Origin of the sequence: Frigoribacterium sp. NBH87 (genome assembly GCF_014217665.1) — a bacterium.
Classification (GTDB): Bacteria; Actinomycetota; Actinomycetes; order Actinomycetales; family Microbacteriaceae; genus Frigoribacterium; species Frigoribacterium endophyticum.
On record NZ_CP043650.1, the window covers coordinates 2,351,457 to 2,368,822 of the forward strand.

Annotated in this window: 17 protein-coding genes and 1 pseudogene; 11 read left to right on the forward strand and 7 right to left on the reverse strand. The window is 75.0% G+C overall.

Annotated features, from left to right (window positions below; all coding sequences use genetic code 11):
• Positions 1-44: 44 nt before the first annotated feature.
• The 4 genes from F1C15_RS10935 to F1C15_RS10950 form a co-directional block, all read right to left on the reverse strand.
• Positions 45-815 carry a response regulator transcription factor gene (locus F1C15_RS10935; protein WP_185231131.1) on the reverse strand — a complete coding sequence of 257 codons (771 nt, stop codon included), beginning with the start codon at positions 813-815 and terminating at the stop codon, positions 45-47.
• The gene (locus F1C15_RS10940; protein ID WP_185231133.1) at positions 812-2,317 is read right to left on the reverse strand and encodes a sensor histidine kinase; all 1,506 of its coding nucleotides are present in this window, start codon (positions 2,315-2,317) and stop codon (positions 812-814) included. Before F1C15_RS10940 ends, F1C15_RS10935 begins: the two co-directional genes overlap by 4 nt.
• On the reverse strand, positions 2,317-4,449 hold the full coding sequence (locus F1C15_RS10945; RefSeq protein WP_185231135.1) for a serine hydrolase: 2,133 nt from the start codon (positions 4,447-4,449) through the stop codon (positions 2,317-2,319). Before F1C15_RS10945 ends, F1C15_RS10940 begins: the two co-directional genes overlap by 1 nt.
• A 225-nt stretch (positions 4,450-4,674) precedes the next feature.
• Complete coding sequence (locus tag F1C15_RS10950; protein ID WP_255465185.1) at positions 4,675-5,379, reverse strand: hypothetical protein; 705 nt, start codon at positions 5,377-5,379, stop codon at positions 4,675-4,677.
• 235 nt (positions 5,380-5,614) lie between these two features.
• On the opposite strand from F1C15_RS10950, the gene F1C15_RS10955 reads away from it, so the two are divergent.
• Positions 5,615-6,907, forward strand: a complete 1,293-nt coding sequence (locus F1C15_RS10955) for a SpoIIE family protein phosphatase (protein WP_185231137.1) — start codon at positions 5,615-5,617, stop codon at positions 6,905-6,907.
• A gap of 60 nt (positions 6,908-6,967) precedes the next feature.
• Here the strand turns inward: F1C15_RS10955 and F1C15_RS10960 are convergent, their stop codons facing one another.
• Both F1C15_RS10960 and F1C15_RS10965 read right to left on the reverse strand, forming a co-directional pair.
• Positions 6,968-7,978 (reverse strand): PP2C family protein-serine/threonine phosphatase, encoded by a 1,011-nt coding sequence (locus F1C15_RS10960; RefSeq protein WP_255465599.1) that lies wholly within the window; start codon positions 7,976-7,978, stop codon positions 6,968-6,970.
• Positions 7,978-8,328: a hypothetical protein gene (locus tag F1C15_RS10965; protein WP_185231140.1), complete on the reverse strand. Its 351-nt coding sequence runs from the start codon at positions 8,326-8,328 to the stop codon at positions 7,978-7,980. Before F1C15_RS10965 ends, F1C15_RS10960 begins: the two co-directional genes overlap by 1 nt.
• 150 nt (positions 8,329-8,478) lie before the next feature.
• Between F1C15_RS10965 and F1C15_RS10970 the strand changes: the two genes are divergently transcribed.
• The 9 genes and pseudogenes from F1C15_RS10970 to F1C15_RS11010 all read left to right on the forward strand — a co-directional run bounded on the left by F1C15_RS10970 (position 8,479) and on the right by F1C15_RS11010 (position 15,420).
• A complete protein-coding gene (locus tag F1C15_RS10970; RefSeq protein ID WP_185231142.1) occupies positions 8,479-8,811 on the forward strand; it encodes an STAS domain-containing protein in 333 nt (110 codons plus the stop codon).
• A complete protein-coding gene (locus tag F1C15_RS10975) occupies positions 8,804-9,211 on the forward strand; it encodes an ATP-binding protein (protein ID WP_056051933.1) in 408 nt (135 codons plus the stop codon). Before F1C15_RS10970 ends, F1C15_RS10975 begins: the two co-directional genes overlap by 8 nt.
• A 234-nt stretch (positions 9,212-9,445) precedes the next feature.
• Positions 9,446-9,826 carry a LexA family transcriptional regulator gene (locus F1C15_RS10980; RefSeq protein ID WP_056055461.1) on the forward strand — a complete coding sequence of 127 codons (381 nt, stop codon included), beginning with the start codon at positions 9,446-9,448 and terminating at the stop codon, positions 9,824-9,826.
• A 37-nt stretch (positions 9,827-9,863) separates the two neighbouring features.
• Positions 9,864-10,214 (forward strand): annotated as a pseudogene (locus F1C15_RS16355) (DNA polymerase V subunit UmuC); the annotation flags it as partial.
• A gap of 379 nt (positions 10,215-10,593) precedes the next feature.
• Positions 10,594-11,103 (forward strand): DUF4113 domain-containing protein, encoded by a 510-nt coding sequence (locus F1C15_RS10990; protein WP_185231144.1) that lies wholly within the window; start codon positions 10,594-10,596, stop codon positions 11,101-11,103.
• Between the two features lie 143 nt (positions 11,104-11,246).
• A complete protein-coding gene (locus F1C15_RS10995; protein ID WP_255465187.1) occupies positions 11,247-13,130 on the forward strand; it encodes a BCCT family transporter in 1,884 nt (627 codons plus the stop codon).
• Between the two features lie 52 nt (positions 13,131-13,182).
• Positions 13,183-13,728, forward strand: coding sequence for an RNA polymerase sigma factor (locus F1C15_RS11000; protein ID WP_197982492.1), 546 nt, complete (start codon positions 13,183-13,185; stop codon positions 13,726-13,728).
• Positions 13,725-14,372, forward strand: a complete 648-nt coding sequence (locus F1C15_RS11005; protein WP_185231146.1) for a hypothetical protein — start codon at positions 13,725-13,727, stop codon at positions 14,370-14,372. Before F1C15_RS11000 ends, F1C15_RS11005 begins: the two co-directional genes overlap by 4 nt.
• Before the next feature lie 25 nt (positions 14,373-14,397).
• Entirely contained in the window at positions 14,398-15,420 is a 1,023-nt protein-coding gene (locus F1C15_RS11010; protein WP_056051942.1) for an LLM class flavin-dependent oxidoreductase, read from the forward strand.
• Positions 15,421-15,467: 47 nt separating this feature from the next.
• Here the strand turns inward: F1C15_RS11010 and F1C15_RS11015 are convergent, their stop codons facing one another.
• Positions 15,468-16,292: a FadR/GntR family transcriptional regulator gene (locus tag F1C15_RS11015; RefSeq protein WP_255465188.1), complete on the reverse strand. Its 825-nt coding sequence runs from the start codon at positions 16,290-16,292 to the stop codon at positions 15,468-15,470.
• A 118-nt stretch (positions 16,293-16,410) separates the two neighbouring features.
• Between F1C15_RS11015 and F1C15_RS11020 the strand changes: the two genes are divergently transcribed.
• A complete protein-coding gene (locus F1C15_RS11020; RefSeq protein WP_255465189.1) occupies positions 16,411-17,313 on the forward strand; it encodes a proline iminopeptidase-family hydrolase in 903 nt (300 codons plus the stop codon).
• The last annotated feature ends 53 nt before the right edge of the window (positions 17,314-17,366 follow it).

Consider the following 17,366-nt stretch of genomic DNA (forward strand, 5'->3'; position numbering starts at 1 on the left):
CACCTCGATGACGGAGGGCGCGGCCGCGGCCGCGGCAGCCGCGACTAGGGCAGCAGGCCCGAGCGGTAGGCCCAGATCACGGTCTGGAGGCGGTCGCGGGCGTCGAGCTTCGTCATCACGCGGGTGAGGTGCGACTTGACGGTGCTCGTCTCGATCACCAGGCGCTCGCCGATCTCGTCGTTGGAGAGCCCCTCGCCGAGCAGCCGCACGATGCTCTGCTCGCGGGGCGTCAGCACGTCGACGGGCGGGCCCGCGAGGGTGGCGGCCCGGCGCCGCGTGAACTCCTCGATCACGCGACGGGTGGTCGCACCGTCGATCGCGGCCCGGCCGGAGGCGAGGGCGCGCACGGCGGCGACGAACTCCTCGGGCTCGGCGTCCTTGAGCACGAAGCCGCGGGCCCCCGCCTCGAGCGCTCCGAAGACGTACTCGTCGAGGTCGAAGGTCGTCGCCACGAGCACGGCGGGCCCGCCGCCGGCACCGGCGCTCGTCGCGTCGGCCCCACCTCCGCCGACGGCGCCCGTCGCGCCGGCACCGGCGACCGCCACACCTGAGCCCGCCGCACCCGCAGCACCGGCGACCGCCACACCTGAGCCCGCCGCACCGGCGGTGATCGCCCGCGTCGCCTCGATCCCGTCGCCGCCCGGCATGCGCACGTCCATCACGACGACGTCGGCCCGCGTGTGCTGCAGGAGCGTCACCGCCTCGCGGCCGCCCGCCGCCTCGCCCACGACCTCGATGCCCCCGGCGGTCTCGAGCACCACCCGGAACCCCGCCCGCACGATGGACTGGTCGTCGACCAGCACGACGCGGATCACGCGCCGCTCCCGTCGCCGGCCGTCGTGCCGCCGATCGCGGTGCCCGACGCGCCGACCCCCGCAGGCCCGGCAGGCGCCCCGGGCGCCCCAGCCGCCCCGGGCGCGGCAGCCGCCACGTCGGCCTCGACCGGCAGCTCCAGCCGCACCCTCCACGAGCCCGCCGCCGTCGGCCCCGCCTCGAGGCGTCCGCCGACGAGCGCCGCGCGCTCGCGCATCCCGACCAGCCCGTACCCCGGGGCCGTGCGGCCCGGCGTCGCGGGCATCGCGTTCTCGACCACCACGACGAGGCGGCGCGGCTCGGCCAGGAGGTCGACGGCCACGGGTGCCCCGGGAGCGTGCCTACGGGCGTTGACCAGCGCCTCCTGCACCGTCCGGTAGGCGGTGACGTCGGCCAGCGGGGGCAGCGTCGGCAGTGACCCGTCGGCCCGCACCTCGACCACGGTGCCGGAGGCGCGGGCCGAGTCGACGAGGGAGCCCACGTCGCCGAGCCCCGGCACCGGCACGCTGCCGTCGGCGTCGTCGCCGGTCTCGCGGAGGATGCCCACGATCGAGCGCAGTGCGTCGAGCGTCTCTCGGCCCTGGGAGCGGACGCTGCGCAGCGACTCCTTCGCGCGCTCGGGGTCGCCGTCGACGAGCCGCTCGGCGGCGCCGGCCTGCACGACGAGCCCGGTGAGGTGGTGGGCCGCGACGTCGTGCAGCTCGCGGGCCATGCGGGTGCGCTCGGCGGCGACCGCGGCCCGGGTCAGGGTCGCCTGGTGCTCGACCGTCTCGGCGGCGCGGGCCCGGACGTCGTGCTCGTGCCGGCGGCGCAGGGCGACCCACGAGCCGACGGCGGCGCTGACGCCGACGATCAGCACGGCGCTCGTGATGAGGGCCAGCGCCTCGGCGGCCGGGTCGAGGAGGTCGAGCGAGGGCAGGGCGACCGCTCCGAGCGCCCGCTTCGCGACGCCCGTCGCGCCGACGACCGCCCCGACCGCCGCGACGGCGACCGCGGCGACCCCGGCGCCGACGACGACCCGTGTGGGCCGCAGCGAGCCGACCGTGTAGGCGAGCACGACCGGCGCCGCCGTCCACAGCGCGATGCCGGAGGGCAGGACGGCGAGCAGCGCGGCCTGCAGCACCATGACGGCGAGCAGGGCCGGCACCGGGCGCACGCGCCGGAGCGCCAGGGGCACGTGCTGGGCGAGGGCGAGCCCCACGACCAGCCCGACCTGGGCGGGCGGCACGACGCCGCCCCGGTCGGCGCCGAGCAGCTCGCCGGCCGCCTGCAGCCCGGCCAGGAAGGCGAGTGCGACCAGGGCCCAGGCTGCCGCGAGCACGACGTCGCGGCCCAGGTCGCTCCGCACGCCCACCCGGGCCAGGGTCCGGCGGAGCGCCGAGGGGCGGGGGGAGGCGGTGGCGGTGGTCACGGTAGGAGCTTGCCAGGTGCCGTCGGTCGCCGGGGCGGCCGGGGCCGCCGTGTGCGGGCGGTCGAGGGGCGCGTCGCCCTGTGAGGGGGTCATCAGTAGCTCACGCTCGGCGAGATGAGCCGGTACGCCAGCGCGAACCAGGCCAGGGCGACCAGGGCCAGCACGACCAGCACGCGACCCGTCACCACGAGGGCGCCGCGACGGTCGCGGACGGCCTGCCAGGTCGCCAGCACCGCCGGCACGACGGCGAGCACGCCGACCACCTGCAGCACCTGGAGCACGCGCAGCGACACCGCGGGCACGTCGACGAACGACAGCGCCTGCACGGCGACCAGGGCCCAGCCGACGAGGGCGACCACGGTCGCGAGCTGGCCGAGGCGCGAGAGAAGCAGGGTGCGACGACCCCGACGGGCTGCCGCGTCAGCAGGAGCCGCGGCCGGCAGCTCCCCGCGGCGGCGGCGCCCGGCGCCGGCGACGGCGACCGCCGGCCAGGCGACCAGCGAGACGAGCAGCACGACGACCGACAGGGCCACCGTCGGCAGCACCAGCGAGGCGGTGTCCCAGACGGGTGCTCGCAGCAGGGTGAAGGAGGCGCCCCACGAGATCGCCGACACGGTCGCGTCGTCGTCGTCGTCGTCGCCGTCGGTGCGCGTCGCGAGCACGGCGTCGCCGCCGACCTCGCGCCAGGCGTTCGCGCCCACCTGCTCGTACACGCCGGTGGTCGTCCCGAGCGGCTTCGGGGTGACCGCGACGGTGCCGTCGCTGCGCGGCACGACCGTGGTCTGGCCGCTGAGCGCGAGCAGGGCGCCGGGGTTGCTGAAGGGCGATCGGGAGGAGATGTACGTGCCTGCCACGGCGGCCGCGGCGCTCGCGTCGCCGGACGACGCGGAGCCGGGGGAGGTGGCCGCGACCGTCTCGGCGTCGGGGCCGGCCTCGGCGGCCGCGCCCGTGCCTCCTGCACTGGCTCCCTCGTCGTCGCGCAGGTAGCGGTCGGCGAAGCCCTCGAGCAGGGTGGTGCGCAGCTCGCTCGAGTCCATCGGGTCGCGTCCGTTGCCGTTCAGGGTGACGAAGATGCCGGCGTCCTGCTCGGGGAACATCCGCATCGCGGTGTGGAAGACCTGCGTGTCGCCGTCGTGGCCGAAGGCGGGCAGGCCGGGCGTGCTGTCGTCGAAGAAGGCGAGGTCCATGCGCTGGCCCTCGGCGAGGGTGCCGAGTTCGTCGGCGTCGAGCGCGGGGCGGTGCATCTCAGCGAGCGTGTCGGCCGTGAGCGGCGACTGGTCGGCGGGCAGGTCGCCGAGGTGGGCGAGCATGAACCGGGCCATGTCGGTGGCGCTCGACGTCATCGCCCCCGCCGGTGCGGCGTTCACGACCTCGGTCGGCCACGACGGCTGCGAGTCGTCGGGGTAGCCCTTCGCGAGGCGGGCGTCGAGGTCGGCGGGCAGCGGCTGCTCGAACGACGACGACGTCATGCCGACGGGCCCGAACACCTCCTCCTGCACGAGCTCGGCGAACGGCTCGCCGCTGACGCGCTCGGCGACGTAGCCCGCGAGCGAGGCGCCGTAGTTCGAGTACGCGGGCGTCGTGCCCGGGGCGAAGACCTGCTCGGGCGGGGCGGCCGAGACGGCGTCGCGCAGCGACACCTCGCTGCCGGGCGTGCCGATCAGGCCGGCGATGACCTCCTCGAAGCCCGAGGTGTGGGTCAGCAGGTGGCGCAGCGTCACGGCGCCCTTCGGGGTGTCGAGGTCGAAGTCGAGGTACTGCTGCACGTCGGCGTCGAGGTCGAGCCGGCCGTCCTCGACGAGCCGCATCACGGCCGTCGCGGAGACGACCTTCGAGACGGAGCCGACGCGGAAGAGCGTGTCGTCGGGGTCGACGGGCCGGGCCGGGTCGCCCTCGGTGCCCGTGTCGGCCAGCCCGTAGCCGCGGGCGGTCAGCAGCTGGCCGTCGGCCACGACGCTGACGGAGGCGCCGGGGATGCCCGTCGTCTGCAGCGCGGAGCCCAGGGCCCCGTCGAGCCAGGAGTCGACGTCGGAGGCGGTGAGGGCGTGCCCGCCGGGCTGGTGCTGCGGCGGGGCGGGGGGAGCGGGCTCGGCGGAGGCCGTGCCCGCGCAGGCCGCGAGCGGCAGGGCGAGGGCGACGACGGCCGCGGCGGCGGCGAGGCGGGGCAGGAGTCGGCGGTCGCGGCGGCCCCTCGGGGCCCCGCTCTCGGCGTGTGTCGATGTCATGACTCCACGCTCGCGCCCGGAGCGCGCCGCCACAGGGTGCGCAGGTCGTGACCTCGCCTACGACCTCCGACGCAGGTGCAGGGCCGACCCGGCGCACCGTCGGTGCACCCCGGGCACGCGGAAGACCCCCTCCTGCTCACGAGCAGAAGGGGGTCCCACCGGGATGCCGGCCCTACGTCGAGGGATGCAGCACCGGCGCGGTCGTCACCGAGCAGCGGGAGAGTGCTACTTGGTGGCGACGGTGATCTTCGCGACGCCGACGAGCATCTCGTCCTGGACGGCGTCGGTCTTGAAGGTCTGGTTCAGCAGCGCGGCGGCGTCGGGGCTGACGTGCACCGTGGTGCCCTCGAGGATGGCGTTGTCGCCCTCGGTCTGCAGGGGCTTCAGCGAGCCGCCGTAGAGGTTGAAGAGGTAGGCGTCCTCGGCGGCGACGGTGCCGTTGGCGGTGACGGTGCCGTAGAGCTTCGACTCGCCCGGGTCGATCCGGAAGTCGGTGAGCTCGACGACGGTGCCGTCGGCGGCGGTCAGCGACAGGCCGGAGCCGTCGTGGTCGATCTCGCCCTGGACGTAGGGGCGGACGTCGCTGGCGGGGTCGTAGTAGTCGACGTTGCCGCCCGTGATCGGGAAGGCGAAGGAGCCGTCGGTGAAGGTCGCGGTGCCGACGACGCCGGGGGTCAGGCCGAGGCTGGTGAGCGCGTCGACGAAGGACTGGTCGACGGCGACCTGGGTGTCGACGCCCTTGCTCAGGTCGGGCAGCGAGGCGACGGGGGTCGCGGCGGCGCTGGGCTCGGACGAGGCCGAGGAGGACGACGACGAGCTGCCGGTGGACGAGGTGTCGTCCATCGAGCAGGCGGCGAGCGAGAAGACGAGTGCGCCGGAGGCGACGAGGCCGAGGGCGGTCTTGGTGATGGTCTTGCGCGTGATGGTCACGATGGGACTCCTTGTCTGTTCTTCCCGGTGGGGAGGTGACAGGGGTTCGCCGCCACCTCGGGAAGGGGTGGGTGTTCCCAGGTCCTGCTCAGCTTCGCCCACGCCGGGCCCCCCGAACAGGGCACGCCCCGTGCTGGCACGCGGCGGGCCCGCCTGCTCTACTGGTCGTCAGGCACCACCGCTCCGACCGCCTCCTCGGCACCACCAGGTCGGGGCCGCCGGATCAGGGAGAGACATGGACGACCGAGCGGGAACCGACACGGACACCGACACCGCCGCCGCCGACCCGGGCGGCGCCGCCGCCGGCTCGCAGGACGACGGCTGGCACGCCGTCGACGGCACCGCGCCCCTCGACGCCGCCGAGCGCGAGCGCCTGGCCGCCGTCGAGGCCTCGGCCCTGCTCGGCACCCCGCCGGAGGAGCGCTTCGACCGCATCACGCGCTTCGCCCGCGAGCTCTTCGACGTGCCGATGTCGTACCTCAACCTCGTCGACGACGCCTCGCTCGTGGTCAAGTCGCCCCAGGAGCCGGGGGAGGCGGCGCCCCGCTTCCCGTACGGCGCCGCGTTCTGCGAGTACACCGTCCACGGGACGGGCCTCTTCGAGGTGACCGACGCCTCCCTCGACCCCCGCTTCGCCGAGAGCCCGGCCGTCACGGCCTTCGGGGTGCGCTCGTACGCGGGCGTGCCGCTGCGCGCCGACGGCGGGCAGGCCATCGGGACGCTGTGCATCCTGCACCCCGAGCCGCGCCGGCTCACCGGCGAGGAGCGCGGCCGGCTGGTCGACCTGGGGCGGTGGGCCGAGGCGGAGATCCGCCAGGGGCAGGGCCCGGCGTCGGACGTCACCGTCGCCGTGGACCCGACGGTCGCAGGGCAGCGCCCCGCCCTGCACCACGGCGACCTCACGGCCACCGCCCTCGACCGGCCCCACGGCGCGGTGAGCGGCGACCTCCACGCCTGGGCCGAGGGCGGCGACGTCGTCACGGCGACGCTCGCCGACGTGATGGGCAAGGGCGCGGCGGCCGGCGCCCTCGCCGAGGCCCTCCGCCGGAGCCTCTACGAGGGGCCCGACGGCACCGACGCGCCCCCCGCGACGGCGCTCGCCACGGCGGCGCGGGCCCTCGGCCCGCAGCTCGCCGAGGCCGGGTCGTTCGTGACCCTCTTCCACGCCCGCGTCGACACGCGCTCGGGCGACGTCGAGTACGTCGACGCCGGCCACGGCCTCACGCTCCACCTCCGCGCCTCGGGGACGGTCGAGCGGCTCTCGTCGCACGACCTGCCGCTGGGGCTCCAGGACGCGGCCGAGGGCTGGACGACCGGGACGCTGCGCCTCGAGCCCGGCGACGCGCTCGTCTCCGTCTCGGACGGCGTGCTCGACATCTACGACTCGACGCTCGCGAGCCTCGACCGCGTCGTCGCCGACCTGCGGGCCGAGCGCGACGTCGAGGCCTTCCTCGACGCGTTCTCGGTCAAGGTCGGCGTGGCCCAGGTCGACGACGACGTCACGGTGCTGGTCGTCACGAGGAGCTGAGCGGCCGGCCGGCCGGCAGGCCGGGCGCCGGTGCCGGCGGGGGTCGGTGCGGCCCGGGCGTCAGGGCGCCGTCGGGGCGGCGACGGCCACGGGAGCGAGCACGTCGCCCGCGACCGGCGCCGCGACGGGCTCGCGCCGCAGGGCGACCACGGTCACGTCGTCGTCGTGGCCCAGCTCGCGGGCGAGGTCGGCCAGGGCGTCGACGACCGACGACGGCCGCGGGTCGCGGCGTGCGAGGGCCGCCACGTGCTCGACGCTGTCGAGCCCGCCGCCGAAGAGGTCGAGCACCCCGTCGCTGAAGCAGACCACGAGGTCGCCGGGGCAGAGGGCGGTGGTCCGCGTCTCCCACGCGTCGTGCAGGCCCAGGCCGAGGCCGATCGGGAGGTCGGGCGTCGACAGGCGCTCGGCTCCGCCGTCCTCCCGCACGACGACGGTCAGGCCGTGGCCGGCGTCGGCCCAGTGCAGCACGTCGCCGCGGAGGCGCGCGTGGAAGAGGGTGGTGAACACGACGGAGTCGGGCCCGTCGGCGAGGTCGGTGGCGAGCCCCTCCGAGGCGCGGACGATGGCGGCCCCCGGGTCGGGGTCGCGGCGCGAGCTGCGCACCGTCGCCCGCACGGCCGCCGCGATGAGACCGGCGCCGACGCCCTTGCCCATGACGTCGCCGAGGGTCATCGCGACCCCGTCGTCGGTGCGGTACCAGTCGAAGAAGTCGCCGCCGACGGTCGTCGAGGGCAGGCAGGTGCCCGCGAGGGCGTAGCCGGGCGTGTCGGCCAGGGCTCCGGGGAGGAGCGAGCGCTGCACCTCGGCGGCGCGGGTGATCTCGGTCCGGACCACCGCCTCCCGCTCCTCCGACAGGCGCAGCTGGGCCGCGTACTGACGGCTCAGCTCGTTCACGACGAGGGCCAGCGCGGTGTAGACGAGGACGCCGACGAGCAGGCGGGCGAGCTCGGTGACGCGGTCGCCGGCGCTGATGCCGGCGATGAAGGGCGTGAGGATGACGACCATCGAGCCGAGCACCGCCCAGAGCACCGACCGGCGTGGCTCGCGGGCGGCGAACCACACGAGCGGCATCACCAGCAGGGCCGTGAAGACCGACGAGGAGGAGCCGGTCGACCAGCGCAGGACCCCAGCGCGACGAAGTCGAGGGCGGGCACCAGGAGGGCCCACCCGCCGATCACGGCCGGGCGGGCGGTGGCGGCGGCCGCCCAGAGCGTGGCGACCGCGGTGACGCCCAGGGCGACGAGGAGGCCCGCGCCGCTGGTGACCACCAGCTGCGGGACGGTGAGCGAGAGGACGACGGCCAGGACGACGAGCAGCGCCGACGGCGCCTGCTTCACCAGGGGGGTCACGCCGTACCGCAGGAGGAACGTGTCGAGCGTGGAGCTCCGGCGTGCCCGCGACGGAGAGCGGTCAGAGGTCACCCCCCGACGATAGGTGTCGGCCGCCCCTCTCCGGTACCCCCCGCACTGGAGCGCCGCGGCGGGCTGTGCCGGGGGTCGGCCGCAGCTATGGTGTCGCGGAGGACCGCGCCGACCCGTGCGCCGGGACGACGAGCCGAGGAGGCTGGCTGGATGGATCTCGCTGTCGAGGGAGCGGGCGCCGACGTCGCCGTCGTGCGCTGCACCGGGAGGCTCAACATGGTCTCGGCCCCGGCCCTGCGGGAGGCCGTGACCGGCGCGATCGCCGACGGCCGGCCCCGCGTCGTCGTCGACCTCGCCGGTGTCGACTTCATGGACTCCTCCGGGCTCGGCGCCCTCGTCGGCTGCCTCAAGTCCGCCCGCTCGGCGGGTGGCGACCTGCGCATCGCCTCGCCGTCGGCCCAGGTGCTGATGGTGCTGAAGCTGTCGAACATCGACCGCATCCTCCGCCCGCACGACGACGTGGCGACGGCGTTCGATGAGTGAGCACCAGCTCGTCTTCGCCACGCCGCCGGACGACGTCAACACGGTGCACGACTTCCTCGAGTCGGTCTGGGGCGACGACACGACCCTCACCGACGAGGAGCGCATGGCCTTCGAGCTCGCCCTCGTCGAGCTGACCAGCAACGTCATCGAGCACGCCGCGGCGGGCGAGGGCGTGGCCTGCCGGCTCTCCGTCGCCATCACCGACGGCGAGCTGACGGCCACCCTCAGCGACACCGCCGAGCCCGGCAGCGTCTCGCTCGTCGGCCGCGTCATGCCCGACGAGATGGCCGAGGGTGGCCGCGGCCTCGCCCTGGTCCAGCTGCTCGTCGACGACCTCGGCTACGAGCGGGTGGGCGACTCCAACGTGTGGTCGATCCGCAAGGCGCGCCCGACGGCCTAGCTGAGGGGCGCCGCACGACCGGCCACCTCGGGGGAGGCGACGTCAGTGGAGGCGACGTCGGTGGAGGCGACGTCGGTGGTCTGGCCTAGGTTCTCTCCGGGAGGCACCGTGAGCGAGACGACAGGCGAGGCAGCGCGTGGGGCGCGCCCTGCGCGGCCGACCCGACCCGCGACTCCTGAGCTGCCGCCCGTCGTGCTCGGGCCCGTCGGGGGCGAGGAGCGCGCCGACGCCGACCTGCCGCGAGCCGCGCTCGAGGCCGTGCACGCCGGCTTCCCGTCGCCCGCCCAGGGCTACTGGTCGGGGCCGGTCGACCTCAACCGGCACCTGATGCGCGACCCGACGGCGACCTTCCTGGTGCGGGTGAGCGGCGACAGCATGACGGGCGCGGGCATCTTCGACGGCGACGAGCTCGTCGTCGACCGCGGGCTCGACGCGCACGACGGCGCCGTCGTCGTGGCCGTCGTCAACGCCGAGCTGACGGTCAAGCGCCTCTCGTGGCGGCAGGGGCTGATGGTGCTCAGCCCGGAGAACCCCGCCTACCCCGAGATCGTGCTCTCCGAGCTCGACGAGGCGACCGTCTGGGGCGTCGTCACGAGGTGCCTGCACCGTGTCTGAGCGCCACGTCGCCATCGTCGACGCCAACAACTTCTACGTGTCGTGCGAGCGCGTCTTCAACCCCGCGCTCGAGGGCAGGCCGGTGGTCGTCCTCTCGAACAACGACGGCTGCGTCATCGCCCGGTCGCAGGAGGCCAAGGCGCTGAACGTCGACATGGCCGCGCCCTGGCACACGATCGCGCCGATCGCCGCGATGCAGGGCGTCGTCGCGGTGTCGAGCAACTACGAGCTCTACGGCGACATGTCGGCGCGCTCGGCCGAGATCCTCAGCCGGTTCACGAGCCACCAGGAGGTCTACTCGATCGACGAGTCGTTCATCGAGCTGACCGGCACCGTCGACGAGACCACCGCGCAGGCCCGCGAGATCCGCCGGGTGGTGCGCAAGCTGATCGGCCTGCCCGTGAGCATCGGCATCGCGCCGACGAAGACCCTCGCGAAGCTCGCGAACCGGGGCTCGAAGCAGGCCGCCGCACTGGCGGGGGTCTGCCACCTGGGCAGCTACTCGTCGGCGCAGCAGACCGCCATCCTCGCCAGCGTCGACGCGGGCGACGTGTGGGGCATCGGTCGACGCACGGCGAAGAAGCTCGTGCCGCTCGGCGTGCACACGGCCGCCGACCTGCGCGACGCCGACGCCGCCCGCATCCGGAAGCGCTTCGGCGTGGTGCAGGCGCGCGTCGTGCAGGAGCTGCGCGGGGTCGACTGCCTGCCGATCGGAGGTCCAGCCCGAGCGCGACCAGATCTACCACTCCCGGTCGTTCGCGGTGCCCGTGACGACGGTCGCCGAGCTCGAGGAGGTGCTGTCGGTCTACACGCAACGTGCCGCCGCACGACTCCGGGGGCAGGGCTCGCTGACCCGGATGATGCGCTGCTTCGCCGCCACGTCGCCGTTCGCGACGGAGGCCGGCCACACCAACCACGTCGTGTCGATCGCCTTCCCCGAGCCGACCGACGACGCGACCACGCTCTACCGGGCCGCGATCGCGGCGCTCGGCCCCCAGCTCGAGCCCGGCAAGCGCTACGTGCGCGCCGGCGTCACGCTGATGGAGCTCACGCCGCGCGCCGAGCACGCGAGCCTCGACGTCTTCGGCGAGGTCGCCGCGGCACCGCCCGCCTACGGCGACGTGCTCGACCGGATCGCCGGCAAGTTCGGCGACGAGAGCCTCGGCCTCGGCGTCGCCGGGCTGCGGCACCGCCGCGGCTGGGCGATGAAGCGCGACATGGTCTCGCCGCGCGCGACGACCCACTGGGACGAGCTCGCGACGGTGACGGCGCGGTAGCTCCTCCCTGATCGAGGTGCCGCTTCCTGGGCTCTCCGGGGAGGACGGAGCCCCGGACGGGGCATCTCGACGACTCGTCGTGCATCTCGGTGCACGGTGCGCATCATTGCCCGGAACGCGCCGGGAGCCGTCACGATGGAGGCATGGCAACGACCGAACCGCCCTCCTCCGGGGCCCCCGAAGCCCGACCCTCGACCCTGGGGGAGGCCGTCACGACGACCCCCCAGCTCCGCCGCTGGGTGTTCTGGCCCGCCGCGATCGTCGTCCTCGGCTTCGTGGCCTTCACGCTGATCGCGCCCGCCTCGGCCGAGGCGCTCTTCCTCGGGCTGCAGAGCGGCATCGTCCGCAACTTCAGCTGGTACTACGTGCTGATCGTGGCCTTCTTCGTCGGCTTCTCGATCTTCGTCGGGTTCAGCCGCTTCGGCACCATCAAGCTCGGCAAGGACAAGGACGAGCCGGAGTTCTCCACCGGGTCGTGGTTCGCCCTGCTCTTCGCCGCCGGGATGGGCATCGGCCTCGTCTTCTACGGCGTCTCCGAGCCCCTCAGCCACTTCGCCTCGCCGCGCCCCGGCGTCACCGGCACGGAGGACCAGCTCGCGCAGCAGGCCCTCACGCAGACCTTCCTGCACTGGGGCCTGCACGCGTGGGCGATCTACGTCGTGCTCGGCCTCGCGCTCGCCTACGCCATCCACCGTCGGGGCCGTCCGGTCTCCATCCGCTGGGCGCTCGAGCCCCTGCTCGGCGACCGCGTGCGCGGCGGCTGGGGCAACCTGATCGACGTCATCGCCCTGGTCGGCACGCTGTTCGGCGTCGCCACCTCGCTCGGCCTCGGCGTGATCCAGATCGGCGCGGGCCTCGAGGCCGCCGGCATCGCCGACAGCAGCATCGTCAGCCAGATCGCGATCATCGCGGTGATCACCGCGGTGACGATCGTCTCGCTCGTGACGGGCGTGACGAAGGGCATGAAGATCCTCTCGAACTTCAACCTGATCCTGGCCGCCGCGCTCCTCCTCTTCGTGCTGATCGTCGGCCCGACGCAGTTCCTGCTGCGCGACTTCGTGCAGTCGATCGGCGCCTACCTGCAGAACGTCGTCGGCCTCTCGTTCAACGTCACCGCCCAGCAGGGCGCGGCCGGCGAGGAGTGGCAGGGTGCCTGGACGACCTTCTACTGGGGCTGGTGGATGTCGTGGGCTCCTTTCGTGGGCATCTTCATCGCGCGCATCTCGAGGGGCCGGACCGTCCGCCAGTTCGTCTTCGGCGTGCTGCTCGTGCCGACCGCCCTGACCTTCCTCTGGTTCGCCGTGCTCGGCGGCGCGGCCATCCACCGCCAGACCGACGGCGCCGGGGGGCTCATCGGCGCCGACGGCTCGGTCGACGTCGAGGGCTCGCTGTTCGCCCTCCTCGGCGACCTCCCCGCGGGCGCCGTGCTGACCTTCGGCGCCATCCTCCTGATCGGCGTCTTCTTCGTCACGTCGTCCGACTCGGGCTCCCTCGTGATGGCGATGATCGCCTCCGGCGGTGACATCGAGCCGAAGAACTGGCTGCGCGTCTTCTTCGCGCTCGTCGCCGCCCTGCTCGCCGTCGCCCTGCTGCTCACGGGCGGCCTCGACGCCCTCAAGACCGCGGCGATCACGACGGCGCTGCCGTTCAGCGTGGTGCTGCTGCTCACCTGCTGGTCGACGATCATCGCCTTCACGCGTGAGCGGCGGGCCTATGACGCGGCTGAGCGCGACGTGCTGCTCGAGCACGTCGGGGCCTACTACGGCCTCGAGGTCGAGGCGCCGACGGAGGCCGGGGCCCGCGGGCTGGCCCGCCCGTGGGAGGCGGTGAAGGGTCGCCTGCGCGGCTCCCGTCGTGCGACGGGCGACGGCTCGCCCGCCTCGCCGGTCTCGCCGTCCTCCGTGGCCGCCGAGCCGCCCCTCCGCGTGAGCGACGTCTCGGTCGACCCCGCGGTCGACCCGAGCCTCGACCAGCGAGTCGCCGACGACGATCGCGGCGAGGGGACGCACGGCCCCGGCCCGCGCTGACGTCGGCCCGGGCGAAAGGCACGCCGGGCGGCGGACATGTGAGGGTGTGGACGTGACCCTGCTGCCCGCCCGAGCCCGCTTCGAGGCCCTCGTGCCCGAGGTCGTCGAGCCCGTGCGCCGGTACCTCGCGCGCCGCGTCGACGCGGCGACGGCCGACGAGGTGCTCGGCGACGTGCTGCTCGTGCTCTGGCGGCGCCTCGACGACGTGCCCGCGGGCGACGAGGTGCCCTGGGCCGTCGGCGTCGCCCGGCTGCAGCTCAGCAACGCCCTGCGGTCGATGCGTCGCCGCGACCGGCTCGTCGCGCGCATCGTCACGGTCGACCCGCCGACCGAGTCGGTGCCCGAGGCCGACGAGGTCGACCCCCGGGTCGCGCTCGTCGCCCCCGCCCTCGCGCGCCTGCGGGAGGTCGACGCCGAGGTGCTGCGCCTGCACGTGTGGGACGAGCTCACCGTCGCCCAGACGGCCGCGGTGCTGGGCACGACGCCGAACGCCGTGTCGATCCGCCTGCACCGGGCCCGTCGACGCCTCGCCGACGAGATCCGGAAGGCGGAGGCGCGTGACGGACATGCACCGGTGACGGGAGGAGACGGACGATGACCACGCACGACGAGCACGAGCACGACGAGCACGCCGAGCACGGCGCCGACGACCTGCTGATGCGGTCCGCCGACCCGGCCTCCTCCCTCGCCCCGCTGCCGGCCCGGCAGCTCGCTGACCTGACGGAGACGACCATGAGCACCGCACCCCGCACCCCCGCCCGCACGGCCCCCGGCCGCTCCGCCGCCGCTCCGGCCCGTCGACGCTCCCGCCGCCTCCTGGCCGGGGCCGCCGGCGGGGTGCTCGTCGCCGCGGCGGTGGTCGGGGTGCTCGTCGCGACCGGCCCGGGGGCGGGCGGGAGGGTGACGACCCTCACCGCGCCTCCGGCGGGCGGACCGGGCGCGATGTGCGCCGTGCCGACCGCGGAGGTGCTGGCGACCTCGACCACGGCCTTCCGCGGCACCGTCGTGGCCGTCGACGGGGGCACCGCCACGCTGCGGGTCGACGACGTCTTCGCCGGCGACCCGGGCGACGCCGTCGAGGTGCCGCAGGGCGACCCCGACGACCAGGTCGACGGGGCGGCGCCCGTCTTCACCGAGGGAGGCGCGTGGCTCGTCGCCGCCTCGGCCGGCGTCGTGAGCTCGTGCGGCCTGACCGGCCCCGACTCGCCGGAGCTCGCGGCGCTCTACGACCAGGCGTTCTGACGCCGGCACCTGCGAGGATCGGGCCATGCCCGTCGACGGAACACCCCTGCGGCGCCTCGGCGTCCTCACCATCGGCTCGTTCGACCCCGCCTCGCCGGCCGCGGGCCACGAGGACGTCCTGCGCGTCATCGAGCGCGCCGAGGAGCTCGGCCTCGACAGCGCGTGGCTGCGCCACCGGCACCTGCAGCCGGGCATCTCGTCGCCGGTCGCGATCATGGCGGCGGCGTCGCAGCGCACGAGCCGGATCGAGCTGGGCACGGCGGTGACGCCGATCGGGGCCGAGAACCCCTTCCGGCTCGCGGAGGACCTCGCCACGGTCGATGTGCTGCTGGGGGGCCGCCTCAACCCGGGCTTTTCGTCGGGCACCCCGATGAACTTCGACCTCTACCGCGACGCGATCTACCCCGACACCGCCGACCACGAGGAGCTCGGGCCCGAGCGCCTGCTGCGCCTCCGCGACCTCGTGCGCGGCGACGTCGTCTCGGCCTCGCCGGGCCGTCGCGGCATCGAGGAGTTCAGCGACGTCGTCCAGCCGCACAGCCCGGGGCTCGTCGACCGGCTGTGGTGCGGCGTCGGCAGCACGCGGTCCGCCGTCTGGGCCGGCGAGAACGGGTTCCACCTGCTCGCGTCGAGCGTCACGAAGGCCGAGCGGGGCACCGACTTCGCCGAGAACCAGCGCGCCCAGATCGACGCGTACCGCGACGCCCACCCGGCGGGCGCCTCCGCCCGGGTGTCGCAGGGGCTCGTCGTCGTGCCGACCGACTCGGCCACGCCCGAGCAGCGGGCCCGCTACGCGGCGTACGCCGAGGCGCGCGCCGGCCGCGTGGGCGTGCCGCAGGGCCCGGGGCAGCTGCTCTTCGCCGCCGACCTCGTCGGCACCTCGGCCGAGATCGCGGACGCCCTGCACGCCGACCCCGCCTACCAGGCGGTCGACGAGGTCGCCTTCGCGCTGCCGTTCGCCTTCGAGCCCGGCGACTACGCGCAGATGCTCACCGACATCGGCGAGCGCCTCGGGCCCGAGCTCGGCTGGAGCCCCGCCGGCGCCTGACGGCGAGCCCTCCGGGGGCCCGACGCCGAGCCCCGCCAGGTCGTCGGTCAGGCGTGGTCGCCGCCGCGCACCACGCGTTCGAGCAGCTCGAGGTCGATGCCGACGTGACGTCGTGCCAGCGCGGCGGCGCGCGCGGCCTCCCCGGCGCAGATGGCCTCGACGATCTGCTCGTGCTCGGCGAGGGCGCGCAGCTCCATCTCGCGCATGCCGTCCGGGCCGCCCCAGAGGTGGGCCGGCGCGGCGATGCTGACCCGCGACTCCAGCTCGAGCAGCACGGCCCGGAGCGTGGCGCTGTGCGCCGCGTCCGCGATCGCGACGTGCAGGCGCTCGTCGGCCTTCTGCGAGGCCAGGCCCGAGGCGGCGGCGCGGTAGCCCTCGAGGCGGTCGCGCAGCACGGCGACGTCGTCGTCGGTGCGGTTCTCGGCGGCGGCCTCGGCGACCGTGCCGTGCAGGCGGCCGATCGCGTCGCTGGTGTCGCGGAGGTCCGACCAGCGGGCGGCGAGCGTCCGCTGCGCGACGGCCGCGGCCCGGTCGGTCGAGCGCTCCTGCACGAACGAGCCGCCGCCGCGGCCGCGCTGGGTCTCGATGAGCCCCTGGTCGACGAGCCGGGCGAGGGCGGCCCGCACGGTCATCCGGCCCACGCGCAGCGAGGCGGCGAGCTCACGCTCCGGGGGGAGGCGCTGGCCGGGCAGGTACTCGCCGGTCGCGATGGCCGTGACGAGGCGGTCGGAGATGTCGTCGACCCGGGTCGACGACTCGAGCGGGGCCTCGAGGACGCCGGGGGAGTCGGAGCCGGGGGAGGCGGTGGAGGCGGGGGCGGCGTCGGCCGCGGCGCTCGCCGGGGACCCGGCGCGCGCCTCCGCGGCGTCCACAGACCCGTCCTCCGTCATGCCGCGTCACCCCTCCCCAGCTCGTCGTCGTGTTACGCCCAGGTTAAGTCACGCAGAAAGGTCTTGGCGTGAGACCTTTCGCGGGTGCATGCTGACGCGCATGTCGACGAGCACCGCTGCCACCCTCCCGTTCCGTGACGGCCACACCTGGTACCAGGTCACCACGCCCGACGAGCCCCGCCCCGGCGCCCTGCCCCTCGTCGTGCTGCACGGCGGCCCCGGCATGGCCCACGACTACCTGCGCAACCTGGCGGCGCTCGCCGACGAGACCGGTCGCACCGTCGTGCACTACGACCAGTTCGGCTGCGGCCGCAGCAGCCACCGCCCCGACGCCCCGGTCGAGACCTGGGTGCCCCAGCTCTTCGTCGACGAGTTCGAGGCCGTCGTCGCGCACCTCGGGCTCGAGCGCTTCCACGTGCTCGGCCAGTCGTGGGGCGGCATGCTCGGCGCCGAGATCGCGGTGCGCGAGCCCGCCGGCCTCGCCAGCCTGGCCATCTGCAACTCGCCCGCCTCGATGCAGCTCTGGGTCGACGGTGCCGCCGAGCTCCGGGCCCAGCTGCCCGCCGACGTGCAGGAGGCGCTGCTCCGGCACGAGGGCGCGGGCACGACCGGCGACCCCGAGTACCTCGCCGCGACCCAGGTCTTCTACGAGCGCCACGTCTGCCGCGTGGTGCCGATGCCCCGGGACTTCATCGACAGCGAGGAGCAGATGGAGGCCGAGCCGACGGTCTACCACACCATGAACGGCCCGAACGAGTTCCACGTCATCGGCACGATGCGCGACTGGACGATCGTCGACCGCCTGCCGAGCGTCACCGCGCCCACCCTCGTGGTCGCGGGCGAGCACGACGAGGCGACGCCGGCCACCTGGCAGCCCTTCGTCGACGGCATCGACGGCGCCGTCTCCCACGTCTTCCCCGGCGCCAGCCACTGCACGCACCTCGAGCAGCCGGAGGAGTTCCGCCGCGTCGTCGCCGGCTTCTTCGCCGACCACGACGCCTGACCGCCACCACCACCCCCTCCCCGCACCGTTCCTCCCTCACCCCGAAGAGAGAC